The 16,143-nt window shown below is 31.0% G+C and carries 10 protein-coding genes; 5 read left to right on the top strand and 5 right to left on the bottom strand.

What is annotated here, in order from left to right:
- Positions 1-373 precede the first annotated feature (373 nt).
- Together RH82_RS03660 and RH82_RS03655 are read left to right on the top strand one after the other, a co-directional pair.
- Positions 374-1,702 carry a glycoside hydrolase family 18 protein gene (locus RH82_RS03660; RefSeq protein WP_081979176.1) on the top strand — a complete coding sequence of 443 codons (1,329 nt, stop codon included), beginning with the start codon at positions 374-376 and terminating at the stop codon, positions 1,700-1,702.
- Between the two features lie 407 nt (positions 1,703-2,109).
- A complete protein-coding gene (locus RH82_RS03655; protein WP_034058134.1) occupies positions 2,110-2,334 on the top strand; it encodes a hypothetical protein in 225 nt (74 codons plus the stop codon).
- A gap of 508 nt (positions 2,335-2,842) precedes the next feature.
- Here the strand turns inward: RH82_RS03655 and trhA are convergent.
- Both trhA and RH82_RS03645 read right to left on the bottom strand, forming a co-directional pair.
- Positions 2,843-3,469 (bottom strand): PAQR family membrane homeostasis protein TrhA, encoded by a 627-nt coding sequence (gene trhA / locus RH82_RS03650; RefSeq protein ID WP_034058132.1) that lies wholly within the window; start codon positions 3,467-3,469, stop codon positions 2,843-2,845.
- Between the two features lie 8 nt (positions 3,470-3,477).
- Entirely contained in the window at positions 3,478-4,173 is a 696-nt protein-coding gene (locus tag RH82_RS03645) for a DUF4294 domain-containing protein (RefSeq protein WP_034058187.1), read from the bottom strand.
- A gap of 127 nt (positions 4,174-4,300) precedes the next feature.
- On the opposite strand from RH82_RS03645, the gene RH82_RS03640 reads away from it, so the two are divergent.
- Positions 4,301-5,389, top strand: a complete 1,089-nt coding sequence (locus RH82_RS03640) for a M42 family metallopeptidase (protein ID WP_034058131.1) — start codon at positions 4,301-4,303, stop codon at positions 5,387-5,389.
- Between the two features lie 106 nt (positions 5,390-5,495).
- Here RH82_RS03640 and RH82_RS03635 read toward each other — a convergent pair whose 3' ends face one another.
- The 3 genes from RH82_RS03635 to RH82_RS03625 all read right to left on the bottom strand — a co-directional run bounded on the left by RH82_RS03635 (position 5,496) and on the right by RH82_RS03625 (position 10,545).
- Positions 5,496-6,494 carry a hypothetical protein gene (locus RH82_RS03635; protein WP_034058130.1) on the bottom strand — a complete coding sequence of 333 codons (999 nt, stop codon included), beginning with the start codon at positions 6,492-6,494 and terminating at the stop codon, positions 5,496-5,498.
- Positions 6,495-6,583: 89 nt separating this feature from the next.
- A complete protein-coding gene (locus tag RH82_RS17670) occupies positions 6,584-9,952 on the bottom strand; it encodes a T9SS type A sorting domain-containing protein (protein ID WP_156112404.1) in 3,369 nt (1,122 codons plus the stop codon).
- 29 nt (positions 9,953-9,981) lie between these two features.
- Positions 9,982-10,545, bottom strand: coding sequence for a hypothetical protein (locus RH82_RS03625; RefSeq protein WP_034058128.1), 564 nt, complete (start codon positions 10,543-10,545; stop codon positions 9,982-9,984).
- Between the two features lie 398 nt (positions 10,546-10,943).
- On the opposite strand from RH82_RS03625, the gene RH82_RS03620 reads away from it, so the two are divergent.
- On the top strand, positions 10,944-13,022 hold the full coding sequence (locus RH82_RS03620; protein ID WP_034058127.1) for a BNR-4 repeat-containing protein: 2,079 nt from the start codon (positions 10,944-10,946) through the stop codon (positions 13,020-13,022).
- A gap of 62 nt (positions 13,023-13,084) precedes the next feature.
- Entirely contained in the window at positions 13,085-16,141 is a 3,057-nt protein-coding gene (locus RH82_RS03615; RefSeq protein ID WP_034058125.1) for a protein O-mannosyl-transferase family, read from the top strand.
- Positions 16,142-16,143 lie beyond the last annotated feature (2 nt).

The following is a 16,143-nucleotide window of genomic DNA, read 5'->3' as shown; positions in this document are numbered from 1 at the left end:
TTACGTGTATAATAAAATTTAAAACACCCTTTTTTGATAGGTTGAAAAACTTGACTTTCCAAAAAATATGAGCTAACTTCGTTTAATGTCTGTTATAAAACATTAAAACGATTTCATATCAATGAAACATTGTATGTCATTTAAAAAAAATCAAAGTTTGGACGTAATAAGCTACAACTATACATCAAATTTTGAGTTTGATAAAAGTGATAATTTTATTAAAAAAATATTAAAAAAGCAGAAGTTTATCTCACTAATAACTCCACTTTATATCATATCTTGTAAGTTATAATGTAGTTGCAGTAGGTACAATCAAGATTAAAAATAAAATTATGAAATACATTGTAGCTTTTAAAGAATATATTAATATTAAATGATGAATAGAAAATTTATAGTACTAGGTATCTTACTAATGATAGTATTAGGTGCCATAATAATGTTTGTAACTTCACACCAAGAAGGCATAACACTTAAAAGTAGTGTTAGAAAAGTTCAAACAGAATTTAGAGATGCAAAGGGAGGAATAGAAAAAATTAAAAAGAGTGTGGGATTGAATGATGAAAAATTAGCAAATCAATCAGACGACAAAACAGAATCTATAGATTCAATACAAGATGTTTATTCTGTTAAGGATAAAAACTACAAAACGATAAAACTAAATAAGGAAGTCTTTGGGTGGCATCCATATTGGATGGGTAATAAATGGAAAAATTATCCTTTTGAGCTGCTTTCTACCATCTCTTATTTGTCATATAAAATAGACCCAGCTACTGGAGGATATACAAACCCAGAACAAATTGAAGAATGGAAAACAACCGCCATGATTGATTCTGCAAGAGCCAAAAACACTCGTGTGTTATTAACGGTTTCTTCTCACGGTTTTGAAAATAATACTAAATTTTTGGAGAATAAAGATAGATGGGATGTTCTTGTTAAAACCTTAACCGGACTTCTTTTAGATAGAAATGCAGACGGAGTTGATTTAAATTTTGAAGGCATCTCTTACTTTAAAAGAGAACAATTAAACAGATTTGTTCGATATTTTAGAGAAAGTTTTGATAATATTTATTCAAAAGAAGGCAAAACGTTTTATTTATCGATGACTTTGCCTACCTCTAATAGTCGAGATATTTTTGAGGTTAAAGAACTCCAAAATTATACTGATTTATTTGTAATAATGGGTTACGACTACCATATCGGTGAGAAAGCTCAAGGTGCAGTTGCTCCTTTAAGGTCTGCAGAAAATTCTTCGTTGAGTCTTTCAACGACCGTAGCATATTATTTGAATGAAGGAATTAAGCCTGAAAAAACAATTTTGGCACTTCCTTATTATGGAAGCTTATGGAAAGGAGAGCTTGAGCAAAATGGTAGTGCTGTTTACAATAGAAGTACCTATGAAAAACCATTAACTTACAGTGAAATTAGAAAAAAATATATTGATAATGACGAAGTGAAAGTTAATGCCTACAGAGATGATAAAAGCATGACAAATTATTATAGTTTAACATTTGATGATGAGACAACACAAGAAATTTGGTTCGATGATGATTATACATTAGGCAAGAAGTACGACTTCGCCATGAGTAAAAAGTTAAAGGGAGTTGGAATTTGGGCTTTAGGGTATGATGATGGTTACACTGATTTATGGGACGTAATAGAAGATAAATTTGCCACAAATATAAAAACACAAAAGCAGCAATAATTATTTCTCTGTTGTACGGACTTCTTGCAACCACAACACTAGTTCAAGCTTTAAAAAGGAAACCTATTTTTAGACAAAAAGAAGTAAAAGAATAGAATAAAAACGGCATACAACAACATATAAAAGCAATAGCGGTTTAGGTGCTTAATCAAACCGCTATTGCTTTTATTAAAGTATATTTCAATCCGAAACCTAGTGCTTTTTAATCTGCTACTGCTCTTATACCAACCGGTAAACGAAATTTCCAATATTGAATTCACCTAAAAAATATTTAACTACTCTAGCTAACGTAAATAAATGCTAGGTAACAGTAAAAACAAATTCTTTTAAAGAGCTAAAAGAATAATCATATAAGTATAACAGAGACTTATCACAACTTTAGTATCTTACATCAATAAATAATCATTATGAAATTAAACTTATTGTCCTGTGATGCACAGAGACCAGATAGAAGAGCGATAGCCAAATGTATTGCAGAGGTTTCGTCTAGCGTTGGTGGATCTTTGGCTAATGAACTTACAGATATACTCTTAGAAGGAGACGCTGTAGATATTGAGGTAGAAGATAAAAACTCCGGTTCTGCTTTAAGAGCTTTTCGAAAACTAAGTATTGACTACGAGATTATAGAATAAACCTATAATTAGTAAGAGTTATTTCTTATAACACATTGTACTTAATTATAAAAAATGAGTTTAAAGAATAGGATATTAATTAACACGTTTTTAATTCCAATTATACTGCTTCTTTTTTTAGTAATATATATAATAAAAGATGGCTCATATATGTTAAAATAATTTTATGGTATTTATCTTTAATTTTGCACTGTAGATTCTAATAAGTATAATTATTATAAGAAGATCGACTAATCATTTAATAAAATACTCAATTGAGAAAGAGCTTATTAAAGTTAATTCCAGTACTACCCGAGAAATAGAAACTCCAATTAATTCTATCATTTACTCGAAATTGGATACTAGAATTTTTGACTTTGGTTTTGATGTCTTAAAAATTAAATATATTGATGACAAATAAGTCTATAATCTTTTAGATATAAGGGTTTCTGATAAAAAAGATTGGATATCTTTTTTATCAAAAACAGAAAAACATACTAAGTGTAACTAGAGCGTAAAATAGTACACGCTATACAACATAACCATAAACCATAAAAAAGTGAAAAACAGCTCCTGCAAGTACAAATAAGTGCCAAATAACATGATTATAAGGGATTTTATCTACAGCATAAAAAACAATACCTACAGTATAAGCAAAACCACCAGCAGCTAATAAATAAATACCATTAGTATCCATTAGCTCCGATAACTTCGAAAAATCGAATACAACTAGCCAACCCATTACAAGGTATAGTAGTGTAGAAAAAGTTTCAAACTTACCCGTAAATAAAATTTTTAAAACCACACCAAAAGCTGCAATTCCCCAAACAACAGCAAACAAAACCCAACCTAAACTCTGCTCTAAAGTCACCAGTAAAACTGGCGTGTATGTTCCTGCAATAAGAAAATAGATACTTATATGATCTATAATTCTAAAGGTGTGTTTATACTTTTCCTTTTTTATGTAATGATACGCTGTAGAAGCAGAAAAAAGGATGACTATAGACAGTCCGTAAATAATAACACTAAATAAACTGTAAGATGTTTTTTCGGTATCTTTAAGCACCAGGACTATTAAACCTACAACACCTAAAACAGCTCCAATAAGGTGAGTGATAGCGTTCCAGTGCTCTTCGTGTTGTGTTTGTATACGCATTTAAGGTTTTAGTTTTTGTTTGGTACTAATTGCTTTTTTTCGTCGTTTAACCATTTGTTGGTAAGGTCAAAAAAATCTATATCTAAAGCCGATTTCTGTTCTTTTAATATCCCAATTTGAAAATTACGTTGAAGGATATCTTCAATTAGATAATCTTCTTTAACATTTTTCGGATCGAATTCTCTTTTTAAAGAAATATCGAACAAACTGGCTGTACTATTAAACCAAAAGGCTCTCCAACCATTTCTAAGCTCTTTAATTAATGAGAATGTAGTTTTTCCTGTTTGTCTGTGAATGAGTTTAATAAGAATCTGTCCCTCGGTTCTCGTCATTTTTTTTAATTCAACAGAAAACTCACTTTCAATATATTTTTGAACTTTCTTGGCATATCTTTTTTTCTTTCTTTTAGAATCTAAAGTTAACAATTGCTTGGTTAACGAGTCTAACCTTTCTGCAGCCATTTTTGCATAAGGATAGACTTTTATTGTTTTTCGTCTTAAAATATAATAACGCCTTCTATTTTCTTTACTATCGAATTTTAATTTATGTAAAAGCAACACCTCATCAAGGTTGATGGCTTCACGCGGAATAGAATCACCTTCAATAATCATGTATTCCACTTGCGTTGAATCTTGATCTATCTCAAAGGTTTGTCCGAAAATAAGTATCGGAAATACCATTAAAAGTGGTAAAATATACTTCATATAAATAAGTGCTACTAAAACCATTCCAAAAAAAAGTTTAAGCTTCTGCTACAAAATTAATAATTATACTATTGTTAACTACCAATTAAATGCGAATATTGTTATTTTAGTGAAAAATTAGAAAACAATGGCAAAAAAGAGCATACTTAACAAAAAGTCTATGGACTTTTTAGAGAAATATTTAAACAACGCTTCACCTACAGGTTACGAATGGGATGGGCAAAAAATATGGATGGATTACTTAAAACCATATGTCGATGAGTTTTTTACAGATACTTATGGTACTGCTGTTGGTGTAATAAATCCAGAGGCTAAATACAAAGTAGTTATAGAAGGTCATGCAGATGAAATCTCTTGGTATGTTAACTATATAGACGATAAAGGTTTAATTTACGTGGTAAGAAATGGTGGTAGTGATCACCAAATTGCACCTAGTAAAATAGTGAATATTCATACTAAAAAAGGGATTGTAAAAGGTGTTTTTGGTTGGCCAGCAATACATACTAGAAACAGGGCTAATGAGAAAGCTCCAAAACCAGACAATATTTTTATAGATTGTGGTTGTAAAACCAAAGAAGAAGTTAAAGAATTGGGTGTACATATTGGTTGCGTTATTACGTATCCAGATGAATTTCATATTTTAAATAAAAACAATTTTGTTTGTCGTGCATTAGATAACAGAATGGGCGGATTTATGATTGCCGAAGTCGCGCGTTTACTTAAAGAGAATAAGAAAACATTACCATTTGGACTTTATATTACCAATTCTGTACAAGAAGAAATTGGTTTACGTGGTGCGGAAATGATTACACATACAATTAAACCAAACGTAGCAATTGTTACCGATGTAACACATGACACCACTACTCCAATGATTGATATGAAAGTACAAGGTGAAGCTGAAATTGGAAAAGGTCCAGTTATTGCTTATGCTCCTGCTGTACAACAAAAATTGCGTGATTTAATTACAGATACGGCCGAAGAAAAGAAAATTCCTTTTCAACGTGCTGCATTATCAAGAGCAACAGGAACAGATACAGATGCTTTTGCTTATAGTAATGGTGGTGTTGCTTCTGCATTAATCTCCTTGCCTCTACGTTATATGCATACAACAGTAGAAACAGTGCACAGAGATGATGTAGAAAATGTAATTAAACTAATTTACGAAACGCTATTAAAAATTGAAGATGGTGAAACGTTTAGCTATTTTAAATAGACACAAAACAACATTTACATAAAACTAAAAAAGCCTCTTAATTGAGGCTTTTTTTATAGCGTTTTGTTTGTGTTTAATTTTTTAATATCCTTTTCAAACAACTACTTTATTTTTTTCTAGTAAATAAACTTTTTATTGTAATAACATTAAGAGGAAATTCCAGCATAACATGTATAATACTTAGAAATATAGATAGAATTAATCCTAATCTATAGCTGTACAGATAACTACATACTATTAGCACCCAAATTGATGTTATAACTATGCCTTTTTTTGCTGTTAGCTGTTTGTGCCAACCAATAATTGTGGTTTTAGAAAACCAATTTAAATAATGGTAGATGTATGCAAATGTTATAAATATTTGAATTTTTAAATCTACTTTTTCATAAAAGAAAAATTTTAAATCTGCATAAACACCAAATAACTTTGCAAGATTTGCATTTAGTGAGTGAAATCTATTATTTACATAATTATCTTTTACCGTTTGAGAGAAACTATAATTAAAGAGATCTGTATCTAAAAAGAGTAAGGACAACGGTAATGCTATAATGAGTATAATATTAATAATTCCAAATGTATTTGTGTTCTTTTTTACACCATAAAGCATAAACAATATGGTAAATAAATATACATGAATAATAGTAGGTAATAATAGACCAAAAAGCAACGCGTAGGTTGTTGTATTATAGATCCAAAAAGAAACAAACAAAGTAACTAAAAAACTAATTAATAGTGCTTTATAGGTTTTATAGAATACAGAAAGGATTGCAGAAATTAGAATAAAAAACAATAAACCATTAGTGTATTTCACTAACCCAACGGTTAAGAATTGTATAATAGAATACTCATTAAATTGGAAAAAAAAAGAGAGATTAAAAACAAACGGTAGTGAATATATTATAGCTGCTGTTAGTACTAAAAATTTCCAATTGGGATTAACTACAAAGTAATTTTTATCTCTTATCCAGTTTGTTTCTGTTAGATAATGTAAAGGTCCTAAAACAGCATAACCAAATAGAAATAACTCAAATGGTAGAAAACAAGCCAAAACGAAACTGAATAGCAATAATGCTAAATTTAGTTTATCTACGTTAACAGTTTTCATTACTATTTATTATTGAATTTATAACCTTTGTAAAATACAAAAAGCCACACATTAAGTGTAGCTTTTTATATTTTGATTTAAAAATTAAATTAATCTACAATCATTTTTTTAGTATCTATTCTACTACCATTAACATATAAAGTATAGTAATATAAACCACTAGAAAGAGACTCACTATTAAAATATATTTCTTGCTCACCTAAGTTTTTAAGTTCAACGTTATCTATAACTTGTCCTGCATTGTTACTAAATACGATGGCAGCATTCTTATTATCTGTTGGTACAAAATATTTAATAGATGTTGTTCCGTTATAAGGGTTTGGAATATTTTGGTATAAAATAGGGCCTCTAGATTCAGCATCATGATTATGTTCTACAGCTGTTAAGGTATTACATCCACATAATTCACGTGCATCCATTCTTGCTAGTAAATCATCAATTTGTAATTGTTGCGCTGTGTTTTCAGCTTCTAATGTTGCTAAGATTGGAGATAAATCTACGTTTACAGAAGTTCCACTTTCAATAGCTACAGTTAATGTATTTCCACTTAATGTTGCAGAAGCTAAGTTTTGGTTATCTGTTCCTGTACCATCTACTAAACCAGATAAATCTACACTGTTTCCACCTGCAATACTTAAGTTGTTAGAACCGTCTAATGCTAAAGTTTGAGAATCTGTTCCTGTACCATCTGCTAAACCAGATAAATCTACACTGTTCCCACCTGCAATACTTAAGTTGTTAGAACCGTCTAATGCTAAAGTTTGAGAATCTGTTCCTGTACCATCTGCTAAACCAGATAAATCTACACTGTTTCCGCCTGCAATACTTAAGTTGCTTGAACCATCTAAAGCTAAGGTTTGAGAATCTGTTCCTGTACCATCTGCTAAACCAGATAAATCTACACTGTTTCCGCCTGCAATACTTAAGTTGTTTGAACCGTCTAAAGCTAAGGTTTGTGTATCTGTATTATCTAAATAACTAGATAAATCTACTGTTCCTGCATCACCTGTGATACTTAATACATTTGCTGCTACAGAAAGCGCTTGACTATCTGTTCCTGTACCATCGGCTAAACCAGATAAATCAACACTGTTTCCACCCGCAATACTTAAGTTGTTAGAACCGTCTAATGCTAATGTTTGAGAATCTGTTCCTGTTCCATCTGATAAACCAGATAAATCTACACTGTTTCCGCCTGCAATACTTAAGTTGTTAGAACCGTCTAAAGCTAAGGTTTGTGTATCTGTATTATCTAAATAACTAGATAAATCTACTGTTCCTGCATCTCCTGTGATACTTAATACATTTGCTGCTACTGAAAGTGCTTGACTATCTGTTCCTGTGCCATCGGCTAAACCAGATAAATCTACACTGTTTCCACCTGCAATACTTAAGTTGTTAGAACCGTCTAATACTAAAGTTTGAGAATCTGTTCCTGTGCCATCTGATAAACCAGATAAATCTACACTGTTTCCGCCTGCAATACTTAAGTTATTTGAACCATCTAAGGCTAAAGTTTGTGAATCTGTTCCTGTTCCATCGGCTAATCCTGATAAATCTATACTGTTTCCGCCTGCAATACTTAAGTTATTTGAACCGTCTAATGCTAAAGTTTGAGAGTCTGTTCCTGTTCCATCTGATAAACCAGATAAATCAACACTGTTTCCACCTGCAATACTTAAGTTATTTGAACCATCTAATGCTAAGGTTTGTGTATCTGTATTATCTAAATAACTAGATAAATCTACTGTTCCTGCATCGCCCGTTATACTTAATACGTTTGCTGCTACTGAAAGTGCTTGTGTATCAGTATTATCTAAATATCCAGATAAATCTACTGTACCAGCATCGCCTGTTATACTTAATACATTTGCTGCTACTGAAAGTGCTTGTCCATCGGTATTTGAACTTGTTTGCCAAGCTGTTCCATCCCAATAGTACATATTATCTAATTCGTTATCATAAACAACCATTCCTTCATCAACAACTGCTAAAGTCGTTCCAAATGCAGTACGTTCTGCTGTTAGCATACGGTTTAGTTGTAACCCTTTGGTTGTTCCTGTTAAGTCTAAAGATGCTTTTGCGTTTGGTGTATCTGTACCAATACCAACACTTAGTGGATTTGTAACTCCACCTAATACCATTGTATTATCATTTGAAGCTGTTGCAGCATTACCAATAGCAACAGCATTTGTACCTTGTACATTTACTGAATGTCCAATAGCAATATTATTTGTAGGATCTAAAGCGGTTGGATCTGTTGAAGTAGCTGCATAACCAATTACAATGGCACCATCATTTTGCGCTACCGTATTAGAACCTATAGCAACCGCTTGTTGATTGTCAACATCTACTAAATTACCAATACCTACCACGTCATTTTCTTCAATATCGACTCTATCTCCAATACCAACTGAATAATCGGCTAAGGCTTGCATGTTTCCTAAATAACCCATCATAATAGAGTTTTGTCCTCTTATATCATGATCGTGTCCTAAAGAAACCGAGTATTGTCCATCTGCAAAGGCTCTGTTACCAATTCCAAGAATGTTGTTGTTACCTACAGTAAGATCATATCCAATAAAGAGAGCGTTAGATCTGTTGTTGTTATCAAAATCTGCTAACGACCCAATACCTACATTATATTGTCCTTCTCTGTTTGTAAAACCCGCAGAGAACCCTAAATACGTATTGTGGTTTGCGTTTGTTGTATTGTTTGTACGGTTGTTATCCCAACCGGCTTGTGCACCAATAAAGGTGTTATAATCTCCATATTCTGTTGCAACACCTGCTGCTGCTCCAACCATAGTATTATAAATACCATCTCCAATATCTATAGCTGCAGAATCTCCTAGACCTGTATTATGGTGACCTTCGTCTACATCACTCATAGACTCACTACCAACACCTGTATTTCTGTAACCAACGTCTGATGATATTCCTACTTCATTACCAATAAAAGTTTGTTTATAACCTGTAGTATTACTAAAACCTGCATCTTCTCCAATGAATGTATTTTCATAACCTGTGGTGTTATTCGTTCCAGATTCCTCTCCAACGAACGTGTTATCATAACCAGTAGTGTTCATTTCTCCAGATTCCGCACCTATAAAGGTGTTATCGCCACCAGACGTATTTAAACGTCCTGCTTCATAACCTATAAATGTGTTATCGAAACCTGAGGTATTAGAGTATCCTGCAAGGTAACCAATGGCTATTAACTCACTTGACGTGGTCATACTACGACCAGCAGCGTAACCCATGAGTACCATTCTTGAGCCAGAAGTTATAAAACTTCCTGTACTATCGCCATAAAAAGTATTGAAATCTCCTGAGGTAATATTCACTCCAGATGAAATATCCACTCCATTAATTCCTTGGGTTTCGTTAAGGGTTTGTGCTTGCATGCTTACTACGGAAAGTAATACTGCACATAATAAAAGATAAAATTTCTTCATAATGGTGTGGTTTAATTTAGTGTTTAGTGTTAATTGTATACTTTACTAAAAACTGCTTTTTGCATTAAAACAATATTAGCAGATTTTGCTTGATTTTTATTTTTCTTATTTACAGTTACTTTTTCCGAAAGGAAAATATTTAAACGTACTTTTTCGTCGTTTGTAAAATGTAATGTTGTAAATAAAATAGTGTTGTCTATTTCTACTGTTGAATATAAAATATTCTCTATTTGTATGGCTGTAAATTCCATGCCAGAATCGTCTTTTATAGCATAAAATCCTTTGTCTTGATCAATAGTTCTGAGTTGGTAGTTAATTGCCTGTTTTTCTTTACCTATAAAATAAGAGATGCTATAAACAAATTCACCTTTAGTCTCTGTTTCTTTAATTGAAAATTCTGTAGGGTGGTTTGCTAGTGTACCTGTAGCATTAGACACTCTTAAATTACCAGAATAGTTTCCTAAAAAATCGAATGGAAATGAAATTGGTGTTGGAAACTCTTTATCAATCCTATTGCTGCCTTTTTGAGCATAAGTAGATAGGCTAATGGCTAAAAAAAGAAATAAAACGATATTTACAGACTTGTAATTCATTTATTAAATTTGTAAAAATTTAAATGGTTTTAACGTTTAATGATTAGCATAAAACAATGACTAAAAAAAACCTTTAATACTAAATTTAAATATTTAATTTGGCTGAATTAATTTAAAAATAATAAGCCAAAGTGTTGGTAATAGACTAACAGCAAAACAAATTTAATAAATTAAGTTAACTTAAGTTAACTTAATTGTAAAATAATTTTACTATAACGATAAAATAAAACAGATAATCGATAAAAAACATAATTCTATAAAAAAATTCTTTTTTTTGAAAAAAAAATCACAATGCATATTAAATTACAAAATACAAATCTAAGAGCTCTAACTCTTTATAAATGTAATCATTACCACATGTTTTTATTTGGTAATGATTTCTATTAGAATTAATATTTATGAACTTTAGAGTCTTATTCCTATTCCTTTTAGCAAACATTTTTTTTGTTGACGCACAAAACGTTTCTAATATAAATGAGGCTAGTAAAACTGTACACTCAAAAAACTATCAATCCATAACGTTTAATGGCATTTGGAGTTGGTTTACAGACCCAAGAGCAGTTTATTTTGAAGGCGAACATAAAAGAACCTATACTGGTTGGGTAGATAATTATGGAGACATACATGTTGCTTATTTCGACCACACTACAAAAGCATTGAACTCTAAAGTTATTTTTGATAATCTTGAAATAGACGACCACAACAATCCATCAATATTAATTGATAAAAATGGATATTTAATAATGTTCTTTAGCTCGCATTTGCAAGGCGAAAAACCGCTCTATATGTTGAAATCTAATACACCAGAAAGTATAGAAGATTGGAGACCCGTTAAAGAATTATATTTAAATGATAAAGACGTATACAAAAACGCAAAAAATTTAAACCATACTTACACAAACCCTATTCAATTAAGTGCCGAAAATGATAAAATTTTTCTTTTTTGGCGAGGTGTAGATTTAAAACCTACTTATGCAACTTCAAGCGATAATGGAAACACCTGGAGCTCTGGAAAAATTCTATTTATGCCAGAAGAAGTTAATGCTATGCGTGTTCCGTATACTAAAGTGTATTCAGACGGTGTTTCTAAAATTCATTTTACGTTTACAGATGGACACCCAACTAAAGAAGTTTCAAATGCATTGTATTACATGTATTATGAAAATGGTGCGTTTTATAAAGCCAATGGTAAGAAAATAAAGACTGTTGCTCAATTACCAATACAACAGCAAGATTTAGATGTTATTTACAAACAAACTTCCGAAAACAATACCGTTTGGAATTGGGATATTGCACAGAACAAAAATGGAGACCCAATTCTTGTTTATGTAAAATTTCCTGATTCAGAGAACCATATTTATTGTTATGCTATTTGGAAAAACAATGAGTGGATTAATTACAATTTGGTAAACTCTGGTAATTGGTTTCCTGAAACTCCAGAAGGAAGTGAAGAATTAGAACCTAATTACTCTGGTGGTATTACTATAGATCATGAATCTCCAAACACATTATATCTCTCTGTAAAAAGAAAAGGCATTTTTGAAATTGAAAAATGGATTACAAACAATGAAGGAAAATCTTGGGCTATAGAAAAAATAACTAGTAATTCTACTAAAAATAATATTAGACCTTTCGCTATAAAAAATGCTAAAAAAGAAACCAGTCCTCAAGTCCTTTGGGTTCAAAACACAAAATACATTAGCTATTCGCTTAGTGCTCAAGATAAAAAAACACAAATAGCATTTAAAGATAGGTATCAATCTGCAATAAAAATAGATGCTGAGTATCCAGAAATCGATAATACCCTTTCTAGTAAAAATATTATTCTTCTTACCAGAGAACTACTGGATTGGCAACTAGAAAACCCTTCAGAAAACATAAAAAAAACAGATTATAAATATGGCGTTTTTTGCGATGGTATAAAAGCCTTTTGGGATTTAACTAATGATAACCGTTACAAAAATGAATTGGATAATATAATCCAATACGAAGAAGAAGAGGAAGAATTCGAAACACTTGCTGTAGAAGATCTCATTTGGCATTTTAACACAAAAAATGACAGACCTTTTTTAAATAAACTTAACGCATTAAATATTGAAAGCATAAATAAAATTAACGATGCTATTAAAACTGTTACTTTATCTAAACTGTTAACCTTAATAAACGAAGACGATAATTATGCCACTAAAGACATTTTTGATTTATACAAAAGGTCTTTAGATGATGAGTTAAAAAAAGAAAAAGAGTATACAAACCCTGATAAATTCTTTATTAATGCACTTTCGGTATACACAATCGCAAAAGGGATTAATAATGGAATGCTACCAAGAGATGAGAAGGCTAGATTATTAGAATCTTGGCAATCTTTAATTAAAATAATAATTAACAAGAAATACCAAAACGTGCATTGGGATATTGGTAACACAGGAATTATACTTTTAGGCAGCAAAGAAATAGTTGATTTAATAGAAAACTAATATTTATTTTTAATTATTATTTCTATTATCTTGCTAGAAATTAATAAAACCAAGTTATAAAGATGATAAAGAGTGAAAGAATTGTAAGCTTAATTCTTTTTATGCTTGTTTTTATTATCTACGCTATTTCTGCCTCTAGAACGATTCCATTTTGGGATGGTCCAGAATTTATTTCAAGCAGCCATAATTTACAAGCAACTCATCCTCCTGGTTCTCCTTTTTACACGATGCTTTGTAGTGTGATTTTACAATTTTTTACTGCTACAAAAGCAGCTTTTATTTCTAATTTAATTTCTGGTTTTTTTGGAGCTCTTGCAGTAACGTTTCTCTTTAAAACAACGTATTATATTACAACAAAAATACAGGTACATAAATCGCGTTTCGAAACCACTTACCTACCCTATTTTACTGGTGTAACTAGCGCTTTAACCCTAGCTTTTTCAAGTAGTTTTTGGGTAGCAGCGACAGAAGCCGAAGTCTATACGCTTTCATTTGCATTACTGATTATTATGTTTTACGTTATGTTAAAATGGGAAGGCACTATCAATAAGCAAAAAGAGATAAAGCTACTTTTATTATTTGCGTTATTATTAGGGATTGCTTCTGGAACACACCTTATATTAATTTCTATAATTATTCCGTTATCACTATTGTTTACTTATAAAAAATTCGGGCTAAGTATAAAAAACATAGTGATCTCATTAATTATTGGATGTGTTCTATTTTTTAGCATTTACTTTTTTGCAATTCAAGGCCTTATAAAAATCACTTCTTTTATAGATATTTGGTTAGTAAATACTTTAAAATTAAAGGTGAATATTGGTGTAATAATCATGTTACTCTTACTCGTTATATTCTTCTCGTCTATACTCTGGATAACTCACAAAAAAAGGAAATACACATTACAACACATTACTCTAGCGCTTCTGTTTTTTTTAATAGGATTTAGCGTTTATATCATGCCATTACAAAGAGCTAATGCAAATACATTAATTGCAAATGGAGTGAGTACTAGCAATAGAATGCTTCACTATATTAAAGGTGATCAATTTGGAATTGGGAGTATTCCGCTTTTAAATGGGTACACCTACAATGCGCCTTTAGACAAAGACAATTCTTTCTCTAAAGGGAAACCAACATTAACTTTTAATCCTAGTAAACAAAAGTATGTTACTGTGGATAATGGTGACGCAATGCTTGTAAATTATGCTGAAGAGTTTTCAATGGTATTTCCTAGATTATATGATGCTAGAAATGAAAGCAAATACAAATCTTGGACTACAATTAAAGGAGAACCTATTGATTATCCTGTTAATGGTGAAACCAAAACAATTTATAAACCAACCTATAAAGAGAACTTTAGCTTTTTTATGGATTACCAAGTGTCATGGCTAAATCTGCGCTACCTCTATTGGAATTTTATTGGAAAGCAAAACAATAATCATGGTGTTGGCTATATAAAAGACGGGAATTGGGTAAGCGGAATAAACTTTATTGATAAATCTAGAGTTGGCGACTATTCTAATACACCAGAACGTTATAAAAACGATAAAAGTAGAAACACGTATTATTTTATCCCTTTTATTTTAGGTCTTTTAGGCTTAGTGTCACTTATAAGACATAAACACTATCTTTTAACAACACTATTTCTCTTTTTAGCCTTTGGCTTAGGTATTACTTTATACATTAATCCTACGCCTTCTAGTATTATGATTAGAGAGCGTGATTATATTTTTATTGGTTCTTTTGTTATTTTTTCACTTTGGATTGGCTTGTCTATTAACTTATTTTATAATGCGTTAAAATGTATAGCGTCAAGTAAAATAAGTTTAATTGTTGCTTCTATTCTTGTTTTTATTGGCGCTCCACTGCAACTCCTAGCTAAAGGATGGGATGATCATCAACGCAGTTACGATACTTTTCCTCGTGATTTTGCAAAAGGCTATTTAGATGCCTGTCCAGAGCAAGCAATACTTATTACTAATGGTGATAATATGACGTTTCCGCTATGGTATTTACAAGAAGTAGAAAAGTATAGAACAGATGTTAGAGTACTAAATTTTGATCAAATGAATTTAGACAAACATATAGAAAAACTAAAGCAAAAAATAAACACCTCTAAACCTATTAAATTCACTTTAGAAAACGATTTCTACATCAATGGTGTAGACAAGTTAATACCATTGCAACGAGAAACAAATAAAGCCGCAATACTGCCTCTATTATTCGATTTTTTTAAAGATAGTAACACCAAAATTAACTGGAACGGAAAGCTAAAACATTATATGCCTTCAACAACTTTTTCCATTCCAATAGACACTTTAAAAATAAAAAAGAAGAGTCTAGTTGCTCATGAATTAAATGCTTTCTATACTTCAGAAATAAAATGGGATTACCCTAAAAAATTCTATGGATTAAATGACATTGTACTATTTAACGTGATTACAAATAACATACATGATAGACCAATATGTTTTGCTATAAATAGTAAAGACAGTCATTACTTAGGATTGCAAAACTACTTTGTTCAAAATGGAATGGTAGAACAATTAATTCCTATTCAAAGAAAAGACGCGTTGGCAAATCCAAAAATTGTAAATACAAAAATGATGTACCCTTACTTAATGGATACACTACAATTTAAGGGGTTAAATGATGAAACAAAATTTATAAAACAAGAAAACAGAGTTTATGTTCAAGATATTTTAAGACGTAATTATTATTATTTAGCACAAGCATTATTAGAAGAAGGTAAAACAAAACAAGCCATTGCAGTTGTTGATAAATCGTTTACGCTTTTCCCTAATAAAACAATTGCTTATAAGCAATATGCTTATGCTTTGGGAAAACTTTATAAGAGAGCTGGATTACAAAAAAAATCTGAAGAAATATGTGCTTTAGCGATGACTAATATATGGGAAGAATTAACCTGGATAACCTCTTTTAATCCACCACATCCCATTATTAATGTAAGACATGCCGAAAAACTAAAACAAATGTATTTACAAATGATAGCTCAATTTCCTGGTGACGAAATAACAAAAAACGAATACCAAAACCGTTTTAATACTTTTGAAACAGAATACATACTATGGCAAAAGAAAAACTGGCCTTACTAATA

Origin of the sequence: Lacinutrix jangbogonensis, from assembly GCF_000797445.1 — a bacterium.
In the GTDB taxonomy this organism is placed as follows: domain Bacteria; phylum Bacteroidota; class Bacteroidia; order Flavobacteriales; family Flavobacteriaceae; genus Lacinutrix; species Lacinutrix jangbogonensis.
Note: the sequence above shows the minus strand (reverse complement) of the source record. Positions and strands in the feature narration are given on the sequence as shown.